General features: G+C 72.8%; 12 protein-coding genes. 9 read left to right on the top strand and 3 right to left on the bottom strand.

Annotation, left to right across the window (positions count from 1 at the left end; translation table 11 throughout):
• Positions 1-112 precede the first annotated feature (112 nt).
• Both ABZ386_RS37570 and ABZ386_RS37565 read left to right on the top strand, forming a co-directional pair.
• Positions 113-1,135 (top strand): NAD(P)/FAD-dependent oxidoreductase, encoded by a 1,023-nt coding sequence (locus ABZ386_RS37570; RefSeq protein ID WP_358968159.1) that lies wholly within the window; start codon positions 113-115, stop codon positions 1,133-1,135.
• Between the two features lie 95 nt (positions 1,136-1,230).
• Entirely contained in the window at positions 1,231-2,859 is a 1,629-nt protein-coding gene (locus ABZ386_RS37565; protein ID WP_358968072.1) for an MFS transporter, read from the top strand.
• Between the two features lie 313 nt (positions 2,860-3,172).
• Here ABZ386_RS37565 and ABZ386_RS37560 read toward each other — a convergent pair whose 3' ends face one another.
• Entirely contained in the window at positions 3,173-4,765 is a 1,593-nt protein-coding gene (locus ABZ386_RS37560) for an AMP-binding protein (protein WP_351347439.1), read from the bottom strand.
• Entirely contained in the window at positions 4,762-6,441 is a 1,680-nt protein-coding gene (locus ABZ386_RS37555) for an AMP-binding protein (RefSeq protein WP_351347441.1), read from the bottom strand. Before ABZ386_RS37555 ends, ABZ386_RS37560 begins: the two co-directional genes overlap by 4 nt.
• Positions 6,442-6,566: 125 nt before the next feature.
• On the opposite strand from ABZ386_RS37555, the gene ABZ386_RS37550 reads away from it, so the two are divergent.
• The 3 genes from ABZ386_RS37550 (at position 6,567) to ABZ386_RS37540 (ending at position 11,441) form a co-directional block, all read left to right on the top strand.
• On the top strand, positions 6,567-7,388 hold the full coding sequence (locus tag ABZ386_RS37550) for a helix-turn-helix transcriptional regulator (RefSeq protein ID WP_351347443.1): 822 nt from the start codon (positions 6,567-6,569) through the stop codon (positions 7,386-7,388).
• Positions 7,389-7,592: 204 nt separating this feature from the next.
• Positions 7,593-10,445 (top strand): AAA family ATPase, encoded by a 2,853-nt coding sequence (locus tag ABZ386_RS37545; RefSeq protein ID WP_351347445.1) that lies wholly within the window; start codon positions 7,593-7,595, stop codon positions 10,443-10,445.
• 204 nt (positions 10,446-10,649) lie between these two features.
• A complete protein-coding gene (locus ABZ386_RS37540; protein WP_114256165.1) occupies positions 10,650-11,441 on the top strand; it encodes a serine protease in 792 nt (263 codons plus the stop codon).
• 103 nt (positions 11,442-11,544) lie between these two features.
• On the opposite strand, the gene ABZ386_RS37535 is transcribed toward ABZ386_RS37540, so the two are convergent.
• Complete coding sequence (locus tag ABZ386_RS37535) at positions 11,545-12,660, bottom strand: winged helix DNA-binding domain-containing protein (RefSeq protein WP_351347447.1); 1,116 nt, start codon at positions 12,658-12,660, stop codon at positions 11,545-11,547.
• Between the two features lie 322 nt (positions 12,661-12,982).
• Between ABZ386_RS37535 and ABZ386_RS37530 the strand changes: the two genes are divergently transcribed.
• The 4 genes from ABZ386_RS37530 (at position 12,983) to ABZ386_RS37515 (ending at position 16,994) form a co-directional block, all read left to right on the top strand.
• Positions 12,983-13,381 carry a CorA family divalent cation transporter gene (locus ABZ386_RS37530; protein WP_351347449.1) on the top strand — a complete coding sequence of 133 codons (399 nt, stop codon included), beginning with the start codon at positions 12,983-12,985 and terminating at the stop codon, positions 13,379-13,381.
• A gap of 111 nt (positions 13,382-13,492) precedes the next feature.
• Positions 13,493-14,761: a hypothetical protein gene (locus ABZ386_RS37525; RefSeq protein ID WP_351347451.1), complete on the top strand. Its 1,269-nt coding sequence runs from the start codon at positions 13,493-13,495 to the stop codon at positions 14,759-14,761.
• Between the two features lie 128 nt (positions 14,762-14,889).
• Positions 14,890-16,083, top strand: coding sequence for a fructose-specific PTS transporter subunit EIIC (locus tag ABZ386_RS37520; RefSeq protein ID WP_358968070.1), 1,194 nt, complete (start codon positions 14,890-14,892; stop codon positions 16,081-16,083).
• 212 nt (positions 16,084-16,295) lie between these two features.
• On the top strand, positions 16,296-16,994 hold the full coding sequence (locus ABZ386_RS37515) for a ribonuclease domain-containing protein (RefSeq protein WP_356505126.1): 699 nt from the start codon (positions 16,296-16,298) through the stop codon (positions 16,992-16,994).
• The last annotated feature ends 5 nt before the right edge of the window (positions 16,995-16,999 follow it).

Here is a 16,999-nt window from a genome sequence, read left to right as displayed (position 1 = left end):
GCTCGCCGGACAGGCTGCGTGCACGCCTGGCGTTCTGAACAGCTGCCCCCTCCCACCACCCGGAACTCGAAGGGTTGACCGAACCATGACTGACAAGGAAAGGCAGGAGGCCGTGGCTGTGACGACTCCTCCGTACGCGGGCGACGCACTGGCCGAGGGGACCGCCGACGCGGTGGTGATCGGCGGGGGCGCCGCGGGGCTGAACGGTGCGCTGATCCTCGCCCGCTCCCGCCGCTCGGTCGTCGTGATCGACAGCGGCTCCCCGCGCAACGCGCCCGCGGAGGCCGTGCACGGCCTTCTCGCCCTGGACGGCACCCCGCCGGCCGAGATCCTTCGGCGGGGCCGGGAGCAGGTGCGCCAGTACGGCGGACGCGTCGTGTCCGGCGAGGTGGTCTCGGCCGAGCCTGCCGCCCCGTCGGCGGACGGGGACCTGCGGTTCAGCGTCACCCTGGCCGACGGCCGCAGCATCACCGCCCGCCGCATCCTGGTGGCCACCGGCCTCACGGATGTACTGCCGGAGGTGCCCGGGCTCGCCGAGCACTGGGGGCACAGCGTGGTGCACTGCCCGTACTGCCACGGCTGGGAGGTGCGCGACGAGCCCATCGGCGTCCTCGCCACCGGCGCGGCCTCCATCGGCCACGCGTATCTGTTCCGTCAGCTGACCGAGGACCTGACGTACTTCACCCACGGCGCCGACCTGGACGAGGAGAGCCGCGCCCGCTTCGCCGCCCGCGGCATCCGCGTCATCGACACCCCGGTCACCCAGGTCGTCAACGACGCCGACGGTGCCCTCGCCGGGGTGCGCCTGGCCGACGGCCGGGTCGTGGCCCGCCGCGTCCTCGCGGTCGCCGCGCCGATGCAGGCCCGCACCCGGGGCCTGGAAGGTCTGGGCCTGCCGGTGCAGGACCTGCCGAACAACATGGGCCGCGGTTTCGCCTCGGGCATGGCCGGCACCACCGAGGTGCCGGGTGTGTGGGTGGCCGGCAACGCCACCGATCTGACCGCCCAGGTCGGAGCCTCCGCAGCGGCCGGCGCACTGGCCGGCGCCGACATCAACAGGATGCTGGCCACCGCGGACACCGACGCGGCCCTCCAGGGGATCGGCGAAGGAAGCCCAAAAGGGGCCACAGGATGATCTCGAAGCCCTGAGATCTCAGCCCGTCGCCCGCTTCGCCTCGCGGGCAACCAAGTGATTCCGCTCGTCCGCCCCATCCCCCTCAGGAGCTACTGATGCCCTTCCTTGCGAACACCCCCGTGGAGAAAATGCCCGGGCCTTACGCGCGGCGCTGGTGGGCGCTGCTCGTGCTGTGCCTGAGCCTGCTGATCACGGTGATGGCGAACACGTCGCTGATCGTCGCCGCCCCCGACATGACCACCGACCTGGGCCTGAGCAGCAGTGATCTGCAGTGGGTCGTCGACAGCTACACCGTTCCGTACGCGGCGCTGATGCTGGTGCTGGGCTCGATCGGCGACAAGTACAGCCGGCGCGGCGCGCTGGTGCTGGGCCTGCTGATCTTCGCCGGCGGTTCGGTGATGGGGAGCATGGTCGACGAGACCTCGCTGGTCATCGCGGCCCGCGCGATCATGGGTGTCGGTGCCGCGGTCGTGATGCCGGCCACGCTGTCCCTGGTGGTCGCGACCTTCCCCCGGAGCGAGCGGGCCAAGGCCATCACCGCCTGGGCCGCGACCTCCGGGGTGGCGGTAGCCGTCGGCCCGCTGGTTTCCGGCTGGCTGCTCGAGGACCACGCCTGGGGCTCGACCTTCCTGATCAACGTGCCGATCGCCGTCCTCGCCGTGTTCGGCGCGCTCGCCCTGGTACCGCCGTCCAAGGCGGAGGGCATGGGCCGGATCGACTACGTCGGTGGTCTGCTGTCGATCGTCACCGTCGGCTCCCTGATCTACGCCGCCATCGAGGGCCCGCACTCCGGCTGGGGCGTCGGCCCCGTCACCGCCGCCGTTGTCGCCGGTGTCGGTCTGGTCGTCTTCGTCGCCTGGGAGCTGCGGCACCCGCACCCGATGCTGGACGTCCGAAAGTTCGCGCTGCGGCCCTTCAGCGGCTCGATGCTCGCGGTGCTGTTCTTCTTCTTCGGTATGTTCGCCGTGATCTACTACGCGACTCAGTTCCTGCAGTTCGTCCTCGGCTACGGCGCCCTGGACACGGGTGTACGGCTGCTGCCGCTGGGCGGTGCGGTGTTCCTCGGGTCTGCGGTGACCGGGTTGCTCGCCCCGAAGCTGGGGGTGAGGGTGATGGCCGTGACCGGCATGGCCGTCGGCACGGCGGGCATGTTCCTGCTCACCCAGATCGACAAGGGGTCGACGTACGGGGACTTCCTGGCGCCGCTGATGATGCTGGGCCTCGCGCTCGGACTGGCCATCTCCCCGGCGACCGACACGATCATGGGCTCCTTCCCCGAATCCGAGCTGGGCGTCGGCGGCGGTGTCAACGACACCGCGCTGGAGCTGGGCGGGGCGCTGGGCATCGCGGTGCTGGGCTCGCTGCTGGGCACGGCCTACCGGGACGAGCTGACCGACCTGGTGGGCAACCGGCTCCCGGCGGAGGCGATGGAGACCGCCAAGGACTCGGTCGGCGCCGGCCTGGCCGTCGCGGAGCGGGTCGCGCAGGACCCCTCCGCCGGGCCCCAGCAGGCCCAGGCCGCCGTGGACGCCGTCCACCAGGCCTTCGCCCACGGCGTCGCCCAGACCAGCCTCATCGGCGGGATCGTCATGGCCGCCGGAACACTGATCGTCCTCGCGGTCCTGCCGGGCCGGCGCGGGTTCGCGAGGAAGAGCGCCGCGCCGGGGGCCGGGACGGCGGCGAGCGAGGCGACTGTGCCGGAGCACATCGGGTCCACCCGCTAGATCGCCGGCGGGGCGTCCACCGGATCGCCGGGAACGCGTCCGCCGGGTCGCCGGGCACCGCCTCCACCGGATCGCCCGCCAGGCGCGTCGGTCAGAGCCCGGCGGCGCGAGACGCGCAGGGCGCGGGCGTGGTCCGCGGTCCACAGTCACGCGGATCCTCTGCCGGAACACCTCACCGTCCTCGGCCTCCGGGCCGCCCCGGGGCTCTCCTCCGGGGCGACCCAGAAGGTGCCAGCAGGACCGAGCCCTGGTCGCACCACCGCCGGACGCCGCCGCGCGGCGCACCAGGAGGCCCCGGGGGGGCCGGGGCCGTTCACCCCTGGTCGCTCCCGAACCGCTCCCGCAGCTCCACCTTGCGCACCTTCCCGGACACCGTCATCGGGAAGGAGTCGAGGATCTGCAGCCTGCTCGGGATCTTGTAGTGGGCCAACCGCCCCTCGCAGAAGGCCCGCAGTTCCTCCAGGGTCGGCGGGGCGTCCGGGTCGCGGGCGATGACGCAGGCCAGGACCTCCTCGCCGTAGTGGTCGTGCGGGACGCCCACGACCTGGACGTCCTGGATCTTGGGGTGGGCGTAGAGGAACTCCTCGATCTCGCGGGGGTAGATGTTCTCCCCGCCGCGGATGATCATGTCCTTGATGCGGCCGACGATCTCGACGTATCCGTCCTCGCGCATCACGGCGAGGTCGCCGGTGTGCATCCAGCGGCCCGCGTCGATCGCCTCGGCGGTCTTCTCCGGCTCGTTCCAGTAGCCGAGCATCACGCTGTAGCCGCGGGTGCACAACTCGCCCGCCACGTCGCGGGGTTGTGTCACGCCCGTCGCCGGGTCGACGATCTTGACCTCGATGTGCGGCAGGACCCGTCCGACCGTGCCCGTGCGGTGCTCCAGGTCGTCGTCCCTGCGGGTCTGGAGGGAGACCGGGGACGTCTCGGTCATGCCGTAGCAGATGGAGACCTCCGCCATGTGCATCTCGGCGACGACCCGCTTCATCACCTCCACCGGGCAGGGCGAACCCGCCATGATGCCCGTGCGCAGGGAGGAGAGGTCGTAGGAGGCGAAGTCCGGCAGGTTCAGTTCCGCGATGAACATGGTGGGCACGCCGTAGAGCGAGGTGCAGCGCTCCTGCTGGACCGCGTCCAGGGTCGCCTTCGGGTCGAAGGACGGAGCCGGGATGACCATGCAGGCGCCGTGCGAGGTGGCGGCGAGGTTGCCCATGACCATGCCGAAGCAGTGGTAGAAGGGCACCGGGACGCAGACCCGGTCCTGCTCGGTGTAGGCGATCAACTCACCCACGAAGTAGCCGTTGTTGAGGATGTTGTGGTGCGAGAGGGTCGCACCCTTGGGGAAGCCCGTCGTGCCCGACGTGTACTGGATGTTGATGGGGTCGTCGCAGGAGAGGGGCTCGTAGGCCGGGTCCGGGGTCGCCCGTCCGAGCAGTGCGTCCCAGCTCGGGTCGCCGAAGTAGACGACCTCGCGCAGTTCGGAGCAGCGGCCCCGTACCTCCTCGACCATCGCCCGGTAGTCGCTCGTCTTGTGGCTCAGGGACGCGAACAGCAGGGACACGCCGGCCTGCTTGAGGACGTACTCGACCTCGTGGGTGCGGTACGCCGGGTTGATGTTCACCATGATCGCGCCGAGGCGGGCGGTGGCGTACTGGACGAGCACCCACTCGGGGCAGTTGACCGCCCAGATGCCCACCCGGTCGCCCTTGGCGACACCGGACGCCAGCAGGGCGGAGGCGAGTTCGTCGACCGCCGCACCGAACTCGGCGTACGTCCAGCGCCGCCCGGACGGTACGTCCACCAGCGCCTCGCGGTCCGGCCAGGTGGCCACCGCCCGGTCCAGGTTGGCCCCGATGGTGTCGCCGAGCAGCGCCGTGCCGCCGGTTCCGTGACTGTAGGAGTTCACCGGAAGTCCTCCTCGCGGTACTCGGCGTCCGAGCCGGCCGCCGTGGCCTCGCGCAGTTCGATCCGGCGGATCTTGCCGGAGACGGTCTTGGGCAGCTCGCCGAACTCCAGCCGGCGGATGCGCTTGTAGGGGGCCAGGGTCTCCCGGGAGTGCTCGAACAGCACCTTGGCCGTGTCGGGGCCGGGCTGCCAGCCGTCCGCGAGGACGACGTACGCCTTCGGCACGGCGAGCCGCAGGTCGTCCGGGGCCGGGACGACCGCCGCCTCGGCCACCGCCTCGTGCTCCAGCAGCGCGCTCTCCAGCTCGAAGGGGCTGATCTTGTAGTCGGAGGCCTTGAAGACGTCGTCGCTGCGCCCGATGTAGGTCAGGTATCCGTCCTCGTCCCGGGAGGCGACGTCCCCGGTGCGGTAGTAGCCGCCCGCCATCGCCTCCGCCGTCCGGTCCGCGTCGCCGTGGTAGCCGGTCATCAGGCCGACCGGGCGCTCCGACAGGTCGAGGGCGATCTCGCCCTCCGTGGCGCCCGGCGCGCCCGAGACGGGGTCGAGGAGTTCGACGCGGTAGCCGGGGCTCGGGCGGCCCATCGAGCCGGTCTTGAGGAGCTGGCCGGGGCTGTTGGCGACCTGCACGGCCGTCTCGGTCTGGCCGAAGCCGTCCCGGATGGTGACGCCCCAGGACCGGCGGACCTGCTCGATGACCTCCGGGTTGAGCGGCTCGCCGGCGGCGACGACCTCGCGGGGCGGGGTGCGCAGCTGGGTGAGGTCGGCCTGGATGAGCATGCGCCAGACCGTCGGCGGGGCGCAGAAGGTGGTGACGCCCGCCCGGTCCATCTCGGCCATGAGACGAGCGGCGTCGAAACGCGTGTAGTTGTGCAGGAAGACGGTCGCCTCGGCGTTCCAGGGGGCGAAGAGGTTGGACCAGGCGTGCTTGGCCCAGCCCGGAGAGGAGATGTTCAGGTGTACGTCGCCCGGCTTGAGGCCGATCCAGTACATCGTCGACAGGTGGCCGATCGGGTACGAGGTGTGGGTGTGCTCGACGAGTTTGGGCCGGGCGGTGGTGCCCGAGGTGAAGTAGAGCATCAGCGGGTCGTCGGCCCGGGTCGGGCCGTCGGGCGTGAAGTCGGCGGCGGCGCCGTAGGCGTCGTCCAGCGGCAGCCAGCCGTCGGGCACGGCGTCGGCGGCGCAGGCGGCGATACGCGTGTAGTCGCCGGGGACCTCGGCGAACTTGCCCGTGTCCTCGGGGCGCGCGATGACATGCCGGACCCGGCCGCGCTGCACGCGGTCGCGCAGGTCGGCGGGGCCGAGCAGCGGGGTGGCCGGGATGACCACCGCGCGCAGCTTCATCGCCGCGAGCGCGACGATCCACAGTTCGGCCTGGTTGCCGAGCATGACGAGGATGCGGTCCTCGGCGCGCACGCCCCGGGCGCGCAGCCAGGTGGCGAACTGGGCCGACCGCACCGACAACTCCCCGAAGGACAGCTGTGTCTCGCGGCCGTCCTCCTCGACGATGTGCAGGGCCGTGCGGGCGTTGCCGTCGGCGATCTCGTCGAACCAGTCGAGCGCCCAGTTGAAGTACTCGGGACGGGGCCAGCGGAACCCCGCGTAGGCCGTCGGGTAGTCCTCGCGGTGTTCCAGCAGGAAATCCCGCGCGCTGCGGAACAGCTCCGTCGCCGATGTCATCTGTCCTCCTGGGTGCCGGACCATTGCCGGGCGGCTCTGAGCCATCGTGTAATCCGTGATGCAGGTCTCACTACCCCCGAACGGGGGGTGCGCCCGCGTGGCAGCCGTAGTGAAGGGGCGAACAGGTGACAGCAGACGCGTCCGACACGGTCGAGATACGGGACGCGCTGCTGCGTCTGCGGCGCGCCACCGGCCTTCCGGTGGCCTTCGGCGGCCTGCTGGAGGCCGGGCAGCGGATGCGCATCAGCGAGCTGGACGGCACGGCGACGCACGCGCTGCGGTCGCTGGTCGTGACGTCCGGGACCGGGCTGGGCGGCAAGACGGTGGCGCTCGCCCGGCCGTGCGTGGTGACGGACTACTCGGCGTCGCGGCAGATCAGCCACGAGTACGACGCCGCGGTGGCCGTGGAGGGGCTGCGCTCGGTACTGGCCGTGCCGGTGGTCGTACGGCACCGGGTGCGCGGGGTGCTGTACGGGGCGCTGCGCACCGCGCAGCCGCTGGGCGGGCGCATGCTGGACGCGGCCGTGGAGGCGGCGCGGGACGTGGAGCGGGCGCTGGCCGTGCGCGACGAGGCCCGGGCGCTGGCCGCCGAGGCTGGCGCGGGCTGGGAGCAGGTGCGGGAGGCGCACGCGGCGCTGCGGGCGCTGGCCCCGCGGATCGCGGATCCGGGCCTGCGCGCCGAGCTGCTCCAGGCGTGCGCGCTGCTGACGGCCGATGCCGGTGGCGCCGAGGGCGCCGGTTCCCCGGCCCGGGTCCGGCTCGCGCCGCGCGAGGTGGACGTGCTGGCGTGCGTCGCCGCGGGCGCCACGAACGCGGTCGCCGCCGAGCGGCTGGGGGTGACGCCCGAGACCGTCAAGGGGTATCTGCGGTCCGCCATGCGGAAGCTACGGGCCCGGACCCGGGGCGAGGCCGTGGTCGCCGCGCGTCGGGCGGGATGGTTGCCGTAGGTTTGTGATGTTTTCTGATATTCCGGTCCGTTCGATATGCCGAAGCGTTCCCGACCGGGCGCCGACCCCGTGTTCCGCCGTTTTCGGGAGACCGATGAATTCGCCCGTCGAGGGCCGCTGTTATTTCCCTCACCACACCGTCCGTCCGAAATTCAATGAGCTGTTGCCTAATATTGGCCAGGACACGACACACGGAGGGATGCGGTGACCGTGCGACGGGACTTCCAGGAGCCTCCCAGGAGCCGCCCCGACCTGGTCATCGGCCGGGAGGACCTGTTCACGTCGGCACGTGAGCAGCTCGGCCGGGGCGGCAGCGTGCTGCTCCACGGCCCCGCCGGAATAGGAAAGTCGACAGTCCTGCGGGCGCTGGCCGCTGATTACGGCGGTGCGGCCCGGACCGTGTTGCGCTGCTCGGCCACCGAGTCCGAATCCCACCTGCCCTTCCTGGCCCTGGCCGACCTGTTCGGCCTGGTCCTGGACGACGTCTCCGGCCGGCTGCCCGCCGCCCAGCGCACCGCCCTGGAGTCGGCGCTCACCGGCCGCGGCGAGTCCACCCTCCAGCAGGACGGGCTCGCGCTGCGCCTCGCCGTGCTGTCGGCGCTGCGGGCGCTGGCCGCCGAGGGGCCGGTGCTCGTCGTCGCCGACGACCTGCAGTGGCTGGATGCCGCCAGTGCCGAACTGCTCGGCTTCGCCGCCCGCCGGCTGGGCGACACGCCCGTGCAGATGCTGTGCGCGGTGCGGACCGAGGGCCAGGAGTACGACCGCCATCTACGCGCGTCTCCGCCGGACACGCTCGCCGTCCGGCTGGGCCCCCTGACCCGTGCCCAGGTCTCGGCGCTGCTCGACCACCGCGGCTACACCCCCCTGTCCCGCTCCACGGTCCGCGACATCCACCGCACCAGCGCCGGCAACCCGCTCTTCGCCCTGGAACTGGGCCGCGCCCTCGCGGAGAGCCCGGCCCGGCCCCGGCCCGGCGAGCCCCTGCCGGTGCCGACCTCGCTGCGCGCTCTGGTGCTGAGCCGGCTGGAGATGCTGTCGGACGAGGCGCGCCGCACCCTGCTGGTGGCCAGCGCCGGCGCGCGTCCCACCCTGGCGCTGCTGCACGCGGCCGGGCGGGAGCACGCCGAGGCCGAGACCGCCCAGGCGGCGGCGCTGGGCCTGCTGGCGACCGAGGCGGAGGACCCCGCCGTACGGTTCGCGCATCCGCTGATCTCGGCCGCGCTGTACGCGGAGGCGCCGGCGGCGGAGCGGCGGGCCGTGCACGCCGCGCTGTCCACGGCGGCCTCCGACCCGATCGAGCGGGCCCGGCACCTGGCCCTGGCCACCACCGGGACCGACCCGGAGGTGGCGGCCCGGCTCGCCGAGGCCGGCGCGCTGGCCCGGGACCGCGGGGCGCCGTCCGTGGCCGCCTCGCTCGGGCTGCTCGCCGCCCGGCACACCCCGGCGGACAGCGCGCCGGGCCCGGACGAGCGGCGGTTGCAGGCCGCGGAGGACGCGATCACCGCCGGCGAGGCCGACCTCGCCCGGGACATCGCCCGCGACGTGCTGACGCGTGCCACCGTGCCGGCGGAGCGCGTGCGGGCCTGGATGGTGGTCATCGAGGCGGCCGGGCAGGCGCTCGGCGACGTCGACGCCGTCTTCCCGCAGGCCCTGGCCGACGCGGGCGACGACCCGCAGCTGCTCGCCCTGGTCCACTACCAGCTGGCCTGGCGCGGCCTGGTCGTGGAGGGCGACTTCGCCGAGGCCCGGCAGGAGGCCGCGCACGCGGCGGAGCTGGCCGCCCTCGGCAAGGACCGGCGCACGGAGCTGATGGCGCTGTCCTTCCAGGCCTCCACCGAGACCCTGATGGGCCACCCCGACGCCCCCGCGACCGTCAAACGGGCGCTCAGGGAACCCCAGGACCCGTACGTGGCCTGCCACCACAACGGCGCCGGTTCGGCCCGGTTCCGCTGGCTGATCATGAGCGACCAGCTGCCCGAGGCGCGGGCGACGATCACCGCGCTGCTGCGCGAGGTGCGGCGGCGCGGCATGGTCGAGAGCGAGGTGCACTTCCTGCGCTTCCTCGCCGAGACCGAGCTGCGTTCGGGGCACTGCGGCCGGGCGCTGGACCTGGCCCGCGAGAGCCTGCGGCTCGCCCGGGACTCGGGGATCGGCGAGGGCGCCTCCGCCATGCTCACCTCCCTCGCGGAGGCCTCCGCCGGGGACGTCGACCGGGCCCTGGCCCTCGCCCGTGAGGCGGCGGACCACGCCGAGGTCGACGGCGACCAGATGTACCTGTCGCGGGCGCTGGCGGCGCTGGGCTACGCCCAGTTGGTGGCCGGGGACCCGGCGGCCACGGTCCGTTCGCTGCGCCGGGTGCGGGAGCTGGAGCAGAGCCTCGGCATCACCGACCCGGCGCGCGGCCGCTGGCACGGCGACCTCGCCGAGGCGCTGGTCCGCATCGGCGAACCGGGCGAGGCGCAGGACGTCATCGACAGGGCACGGGCGCACGCGCTGCGGCTGGGCCGCCAGAGCGTGCTCGCCGTGCTGGACCGGGCCGAGGCCCTGGTACGGGCGGCGCGGGGCGAACACGAGGCGGCCGCCGTCCGGCTGGCGTCCGTGCGGGACCGGCTCGGCGGGCTCGGCTACGGCCTGGAGGAGGCGCGGGCCGCCTTCGCGCTGGCCCGGCTGCGCGCCCAGGCCGCCGCGTTCCCGCGCACGGGCGGCGCCCCCCTGCCGGGACCGGCGTCGTACGACGAGGCCGCCCGGCTGTTCCGGCGCTGCCGGGCGCTGCCCTGGCTGCGGCAGGTCGACGCGGCCGCCACGGCCGGTGCCACCGCGGTGGAGCCGGCCCCGGTCGCGGCGCCGGTCGCGCGTGACGCGCTGGAGGGACTCGCCTCGATGGAGCGTCAGGTCGCCTCGCTCGTGATGGAGGGCGCGACCAACCGGGAGATCGCGGCCCGCCTGTTCATCAGCGTCAAGACCGTCGAGGCGACCCTCACCCGGGTCTACCGGAAGCTGGGAATCCGCTCGCGGGTGGACATCGTCCGGCTGGCCGCGGGCCGCCGCACGACCTGAACCGACCTGGGTTTACCCGGTCCCACCGAGGGTTATCCCTGCCCAACTCCCTTAGGGGGTTCCCTCATTGGGAGCCCTCGGGGCCGGGCTCTAGCTTTGGGGCGTGCCGCTCGCCGGGCACACGGAGATCCGAACAACGGCGTCAGGGTCCCCGTGCACCACCCACCCGCGCGACCCCCCACCGGCAACTCCCCAAGGAGACCCATGTTCGGGCTCAACGCCGCCAAGAAGGCCGCCGCCGTCGCCGTGGCCACCGCTGCCGCCGCCACGACCGCGCTGCTCGCCGCCCCCACGGCCGTCGCCGCGCCCCAGCCGATCGTCGGCGGAACCACGACCACGACGACCGCGTACCCGTTCGTCATGCAGATCACGGACGCCTCGCAGAGCCAGTTCTGCGGCGGCACGCTGGTCTCGCCCACCAAGGTCGTCACCGCCGCGCACTGCATGGTCGGCGAGACCACCAGCAGCGTCCGCGTGGTCGGCGGCCGCACCTACCGCAACGGCACCGACGGCACCGTCAGCAGAGTCAGCAAGATATGGATCCACCCCAGCTACACCGACGCCACCAACGGCGACGACGTGGCCGTGCTGACGCTGTCGACGTCGATGCCCTACACGCCCGCGAAGTACGTCTCCTCCTCCCAGACCTCGGTGTACGCGGCCGGCACCACCGCCCGCATCCTGGGCTGGGGCACCACCTCCTCGGGCGGCAGCTCCTCCAACCAGCTGCGCACCGCGACCGTACCGACCGTGTCCGACTCCAGTTGCGCGAGCTCCTACGGCTCCGATTTCGTGCAGAGCGACATGGTGTGCGCCGGCAAGACCTCCGGCGGCGTGGACACCTGCCAGGGCGACAGCGGCGGCCCCCTGCTCATCGGGGGCGTCCTGGCAGGCATCACTTCCTGGGGCGAGGGCTGCGCCCAGGCCGGTTACCCGGGTGTCTACACCCGGCTGACCACCTTCTCGAACCTGGTGACGACGCAGGTCAACTCCTGATCCGCCACTAGCTCCTGAGTACCCCTCAGGTGACATACCAGGGGGCGTTGCGGGCCTCCACGAGCGGCCCGCAACGCCCCCTCTCCATGTCCGGGCCGCGCGCTCAGCCGCGTACGGTGCCGAAGCGGATGTCGTACGACGCCTCCGGGTGCATCACCGTCAGCATCCGCTCCCCCTCGGCGGTGACGTCCTCGCGCTGGGCCTTGGTGAGGCGCCCGAAGGGCTCGATCACGAGCGCGCCCTCCGCCAGCCGCCACAGCCCCGCGAGGAAGCCGTCGACGAGGAGCGCGCAGTAGACGAAGTTCCCCTGCCAGGAGCGGCCCCGGTACTCGGGCGGGACGACGCGGGTGCGGTCGGCGTGGGAGAGCAGCAGGTTGTCGAACTCGGGCAGGAAGCGGGGCGGGGCGGGGGTGTCCGGGTCGGGGCGGGGGGCGTCCGGGAGGTCGAAGAGCTCGGTGCCGCTGTCGTCCCGGAAGGTCACGAGCCGCGGCCGGAGGCGCTCGAAGGCGTCGCGCAGCCGGGTGAGTCCGGCCCAGGTCTGCATGTCCCGCACGGAGGCCGGGCCGAAGGCGGCGAGGTAGCGCAGGACGACCGCGTCGGGCTCGGGGGCGGCTTCCGCGGGCCGCCCGAGCCAGTGCTCGGCGGTCGTGAGACTGACCTGGCCGCTGCGCCCCCACAGTCCGCGCGGGGTGACCTGCACCAGCGGCAGCCGGCACCGCGCGGCGACGGCCAGGGCCTGCGGGTCGGCGTCGGGCCACTCCCGCAGCAGCGCCTCGCGCAACTGCTTCATGGTGCGCGGCTCCGCCTCGACGAGTTCGCGGGCGAGGGCGGCGAGCCGGTCCAGGTCGACACCGGCCAGCCCCTTGCGGAAGTTCACCAGCTCCCGGTCCCGGGCGGGCTGCACCAGCGGACGCAGGGTGAGGCAGTCGTCCGCGGTGTGGGTGTGGATGGTGGAACGCATCGTGACGATACGGACCACCTCCCGGTCGGCCATCAGCCGCGACAGCGCCTCGGGGGTGAATCCGTCGAGGCGGACGGCGAGCGCGTAGTACGGCGGCTTGACGTTCTGCGCCTGGAGGCCGACCAGGTGCTCGACGGCCGCCGCGACGGACATCCGGGCGGGGCGCAGGAGCAGCTGCCGGTCGAGGGTGGCGCGGTTGAGCGCGCGGGTGCCGAGGAGGGGGGCCGGGTGCGTGACGCTCCGCTTGGTGTTCGTCATGAGGGGACGGTAGCGGGACTTGCGGACAGCTTCTGGCCGCGACTCCGAGGGGCGTTCTCGTCCGCCGCTCATGCTGCTTCCGTCCCGCTGCGTGATCATCCGTGCGTACGCTCGACCGAGAGGCACCCCCCGATGCCCCAGCGACGCGCCCGCCCCGCCGACAAGGACCAGCCGGCCCGGCCCCCGCGGCCGGTGAACCACACCCCCCGCAGATCGGTCTGGCGCCGGGCCCTGGCCCCGGTACAGCCTTCCGGACCACAGTCCTCCGGGCCGCAGCCGCCCGGCGCCGACGCCCCGCCGGACCGGCGGGAACCGGGCCGAGGTGGCCAGTGTCGTCGAGGCGGCCCTCTACCGCGACGGCGTCCGCGTCTCCTCCCCCGCCACCCTGGCCGACACCAACCGCGAGCTGCGCGAGCGGCCCGACGGCATGGCGTGGATCGGCCTGGCCCGCCCCACGGACGGCGAACTCCACTCCCTTGCCGCGGAGTTCGACCTGCACCCGCTCGCCGTCGAGGACGCGATGGAGGCCCACCAGCGCCCGAAGCTGGAGCGCTACGGCGAGACGCTGTTCGTCGTGCTGCGGGCCGCCCGCTATCTCGACGCCCTCGAGGAGGTCGAGTTCGGCGAACTGCGCGTGTTCGTCGGCCCCGACTTCGTGATCACCGTCCGCCACGGCGCGGCGCCGGACCTGTCGGCCGTGCGCCGCCGCATGAAAAGGTAACGGCCGTCCATCGTTCTTGAGCGGCGGCCGTGATCCTACGGCCCGGCCACTGTTACACGGCCTTGGTCTTCTGACGCACGTCCCAACTCCCTTCAAGTGAAACGAGGAGCTGTGCGTACGAGAAACACCCTGGTCAGGCTGGCGCTCACGGCCACGGTCACAGGCGTGCTGGCGGTGGGTGCGCCCGCCGTCGCCCTGGCGGCGGCCGTCACCGGTACGTCTGCCGGGTCCACGGGCTCGGCGACCTCCGCCGGCACACCGGTGGAACTCAGCCAGCACGAGTGGAAGAAGCTCGACAAGATCGCCGCCACGCACTCCGCGCTCGGCGTCGCGGACTCCGGCACGGTGCTGAGGCTGGCCGCCGACACCCCCGCCGCGGAGAAGGCGGAGGTCCGGGCACGGCTGCCGCAGGACACGCGGACGGCCGTGCGGACCAGCCAGTTCACCACGAGCACCCTGGACAGGGTCCAGAAGACGGTCATGGACCGCGCGTGGCACAGCGACGCCGACAAGTACGGCGTGGCCACCTCCTACGACGCCAAGACCGACAAGGTGACGGTGATGACGGACGCCCCGGCGTCCGTCACGAAGTCGTTGCGCAGCGAGTACTCGGGCGCCCTCGAGGTGCAGCCCGCCCGCCTCGAACCCCTGGCGAGCAGGTTCGCCGACTCCCAGCCGTTCTGGGGCGGAGCGGCGCTGATCGGGACCAACGGCAACGAGCACAAGAACTGCTCGGCCGGGTTCGCCGTCAAGCAGACGGCCACCGGCCACGTCTACATGACGACTGCGGGGCACTGCTACGACGCTCTGGCGCACGTCTACAGCCGCACGCAGAACGACAACTACAGCCGCAACCTGGTCGGACAGGTCACACGCCGCAACCGGAACATCGACACCGAGCTGATCACCGGACCCTCCAACTCGGCCAAGCCCTTCGACTCTTTCCTGTTCGTGGGCGGCACGCCCGGCAGCGGCACCTCGGTGTTCGTGCACGGGACCGAGATGCCCGAGAACGGGAGGAAGGTCTGCGTGAGCGGTGCCAAAACGTTCAACCACTGCGGTCACCCGATCTCCAACACCCGTTACTCCGTCTGCTATTCGGGAGGCGCCGACTGCGTCAGGGACGGCAAGGGCTTCCTCTTCGACCAGGGCGGCACGAATTGGCCAGCGTACGACAACGGGAAGATGGCGGCGCCGGGTGACTCCGGCGCTCCCATCTACACGACGGACGACACCGAATCCGGGGCCTGGATCGTCGGTGGGCTTTCGGGCGGGACGATTCTGGGCGGCGGCCCCTGCCACTGCACGACCGAGCACATGATCGGCGTGAACATCGAGGACATCAGGCGGGACCTGGGAGTCGAAGTCCTCACGAGGTGACCGTCCGACACCGGCCCGGGGGTTCGCCGCCCGGGCACCGGGATGCCGCCCGCGCCCCGAAGCCGGTCGGCATCCCCCGGCCCTCAGCGCGCCCCGGAGGCGCGTCCCCCTCTCTGCCTGGAGCTCCCATGTCCCCGATGTCCTCGATGTCCCACCCCCGCAAGCCCGTCCGCCCGGAGCGGGACGCCGTACCCGCGCCGCCCTTCGGCTTCAGGACCGGCCGATGGCGGACCGCCGACGTCTCCTGGTTCGCCCCTTTCACCGCGATCGCGGCGACGATGAGCGTCCTTGCCCTGGCCATCAGCGGTCCCGAACTCACCGACACGGCCGACCGGATCCTGGCCGCCGCCGACTGGACCCAGCTCCACACCTGGGCCGCGCTGCTGCTCAAGCTGGGCGCCAGCGGGCTGAGCTTCCTGCCGGTGGTCGTCGCCGGACACCTCGCCTACGGCATGGCCGGCCGACCGGCGCTCGTCCCCGGCATCCTGGGCGGCATGGCCGCCATGGGCGCCCAGGGCGGCATCCTCACCGGTCTGCTGGCCGGCCTGATCGCGGGTGCGACCACCCTGGCGCTGACGCGGATCCCCGCCCCTCCGGCGCTGCGCGACATCGCCGCGACCGCGCTGGTCCCCCTGGTGGCCACCCTGGTCACCGCCGCGGTGATCATCGTGTTCGTCGGGGGGCGACTGACCGCCCTGGGCGGCTGGCTGCACACGAAACTGGTGTGGCTGGAGTTCCACCACCTCGCCCTGCTCGGCGTACTGCTCGGCGTGATGGTCTGCTGCGACCTCGGCGGCGCGATCGGCAGGACGGCCATCCTCTTCGGCACCGTGGGAGTGAGCGGACCCGACCCCTCGAAGTTCAACCCCACCGACATGACCATGATGGCCGCCGTGGTCGCGGCCGGCATGGTGCCCTCGCTCGGCATGAGCCTCGCCACCCTTGTCCGCGGCAGGCTCTTCACCGGGCCCGAGCGGTCCTACGGCAAGGCCGCCTGGCTGTTCGGCGCCGCCGGCATCCCCGAGGGTGCCGTGCCCTTCGCGCTCGCCGACCCGCTGCGGGTGATCCCGGCGGGCATGGCCGGCGGAGCCGTCACCGGCGCCCTGACCATGACCCTCGGTACGACGATCACCGTTCCCTACGGCGGTTTCCTCGCCCTCGGTGAGACGGGCGAGCCGCTGCTTCTGTTCCTCGCCGTCGCCGCGGGCACCGCCGTCACCGCGGCGGCCGCCGTCGCCCTCAAGAGCCTCGGCGGGCAGCCCGCCCCGAGCGCCGCGAGCCCCGCGGTCAAGGTCGGCCGGAGGGCGCCCGTCGCCGGCTGACCGCACCGGACCACAGCCGCAGCCGAGCGGCCCCGCTTCGTCGGGGCCGCTCTTTCGCGTCGGCGGGCCGCGGCCGTGTAACGGCCGTCCATCGCTTCCGGCGGCCAGCTGTGATGTGCCCGCCGGGCCACCGAGACGAACGGCCGGTCTTCTGAGGGCCCGGCCGGGGAACACCGCCCCGGCCGGATTCCGACACCATCCAAGGAGCCACCATGACCTCGACCGAGGCCCTGGAGACCCCGCGCGCCCAGCGCACCCTGTCGTCCCGGCTGAAGGCGTACGTCCGCAAGGCCGCGATCCCGGCGCTGCTGCTCGGCGTCACCATCGGCGGAGTCGGCGTGTCCACCGCCGCGCACGCCGCCGAGGGCCCCAGCTGCTTCAGTGTCCCGGGCCAGACCTGCCCCGCCCCCGGGCCGGCCGCGGACCCGCTGCCGTGGCGCGGACCGCAGCCGGCCGGCATCTCCGACCAGCAGTGGAACGGCGCGATCGCCGCGGCCAACTTCTGGAACATCGAGGGGATCAGCAACGCCCCGGGTGACCGCTTCCATCTCGTCATGCGGGGTCAGCACGGCTTCCCCGGGCAGGGCTGGCCCGGCGACACCAACCCCAACGCCCGCAGCTGGTACCACTTCGAGACCGGAAGCAGCTGGCGCCCGGTTCACCACTACATCGTCTACGGCGGTGTCTTCCAGGACCGTGAGCACCGGGTCCAGCACCTGGAGGAGTCCCACCACGTCCAGCCGAACAACGCGAGCGGCTCGAACGGCGTCTACCGCGAGTACGACGTCCACGCCTGGAGCCGAACCGCCGCCAGCCGGGGCCAGGAGCGCATCGTCCGCAATGTCCACAACGGTCACGTGTACGCGACGTTCGACCACTACGGCTCCTTCCACTACCTCGGCCGCTGGTAGGAGAA

Origin of the sequence: Streptomyces sp. NPDC006140, assembly GCF_040628815.1 — a bacterium.
Lineage (GTDB): Bacteria > Actinomycetota > Actinomycetes > Streptomycetales > Streptomycetaceae > Streptomyces.
Note: the sequence above shows the minus strand (reverse complement) of the source record. Positions and strands in the feature narration are given on the sequence as shown.